This window comes from bacterium, assembly GCA_021372775.1.
Taxonomy (GTDB): Bacteria; Acidobacteriota; Polarisedimenticolia; order J045; family J045; genus JAJFTU01.
Window position 1 is genome coordinate 1 of record JAJFTU010000334.1, and the last position, 1,562, is coordinate 1,562.

Annotated in this window: 1 protein-coding gene; it reads right to left on the reverse strand. The window is 73.4% G+C overall.

Annotated elements, in window-relative coordinates:
- Positions 1–1,562: response regulator (locus LLG88_11265; protein ID MCE5247482.1), on the reverse strand; the 1,562-nt coding region annotated here is incomplete at both ends.

A 1,562-nucleotide genomic window follows, 5' to 3' on the forward strand; every position in this document is an offset into this window, starting at 1 on the left:
CGGGGAAGCCAGCGGTCGAGGGCGCGCTCGACGTCGGCGAGGGCGAACGGCTTGGAGACGTAGTCGTCCATCCCCGCCTCGAGACAGCGCTCGCGGTCGCCCTTCATCGCGTTGGCGGTCATCGCCACGATCGGCAGGCGCGCCGCGGCGACGTGCAGCGCGCGGATCTTCTCCGTCGCCTCGAAGCCGTCCATCTCCGGCATCTGGCAGTCCATCAGCACGATGTCGAACGGACGCGCCTGCACGGCGTCGAGCGCTTCGCGGCCGTTCGCGGCGACCTCGACCGTGCAGCCGAGCTTCTCGAGGATCCGCACCGCGACCTTCTGGTTGATCACGTTGTCCTCGGCGAGGAGGACGCGGCCGGCGAAGTTGCGGCGCCGCTCCGGCGCGGCCGCGGCGACGGGACCGGCCGCGGGCAGAAGGCGCGCGGCGAGCGCGTCGAGCACGATCGCGCTCTTCGCCGGACGCCCGACGACCTGCGCGAAGAGCCGCTCGGGATCTTCGACCTTGCGTCCCGCGGGGACGACGAGGAACCGCGCGGCGCCGGCGAGCGCCGGATCGGCCGCGGCGCGGCGCGCGAAGGCGAGGCCGCCGAACGGCGCGTCGGGCGCCTCGGCGACGAACGCGGCGTCGAACGGGACGCCGGCGCGCGCGGCGCGGCGCAGCCGGACGAAGGCCCGCGCCGCGTTCCGCTCCGCCGCGACCTCGCAGCCGAGGAAGCGCAGCGCGCAGGCGAGCGCGGCGCGGCTCGAGCCGTGCGGCTCGGCGACGAGGATCCGCTTCCCGGCGAGGCGCGCGCGCCGCTCGTCGGCGGGCGGCTCGGCCGCCGGGCGGACGCGCCGCACCGTGAACCAGAAGGTGGAGCCGCGGCCGGCCTCGCTGAGGACGCCGATCTCGCCCCCCATCAGCTCGGAGAGCCGCTTGGAAATCGCCAGCCCGAGCCCGGTCCCGCCGTACTTCCGCGTCGTCGAGGTGTCCACCTGGGAGAACGACTTGAAGAGCCGGTCCATCCGGTCGGCGGGGATCCCGATGCCGGTGTCGCGGACCTCGCAGCGCAGCAGCGGGACGCCGTCCTTCTCCGTCGCCGCGAGATGGATCGCGACCTCGCCCCGCGCCGTGAACTTGACCGCGTTGTTGGCGAGGTTGGTGACGATCTGGCGCAGCCGCCCCGGGTCGCCGGCGACGGCGCGCGGCACGTCCGGCTCGACGATCGCCGTCAGCTCGATCCCCTTGCTCCGCGCGGCGTTGGCGAGGATCGCCGCGACGTCTTCGACGACGCGGCGCGGCTCGAAGTCGATCGACTCCAGCGTCAGCTTGCCGGCCTCGATCTTGGAGAAGTCGAGGATGTCGTTGATCAGGCCGAGCAGGCAGTCGGCCGAGGCGCGGATCGTCTCGACGTACTCCTGCTGCTCGGCGGAGAGCGGCGTGTCGAGCAGCAGCGTCGTCATCCCGATCACGCCGTTCATCGGCGTGCGGATCTCGTGGCTCATGTTGGCGAGGAACTCGGCCTTGGCCTTCGCCGCGTTCTCGGCCTGCTCCTTCGCCTCCTCGAGCTCCGCGGA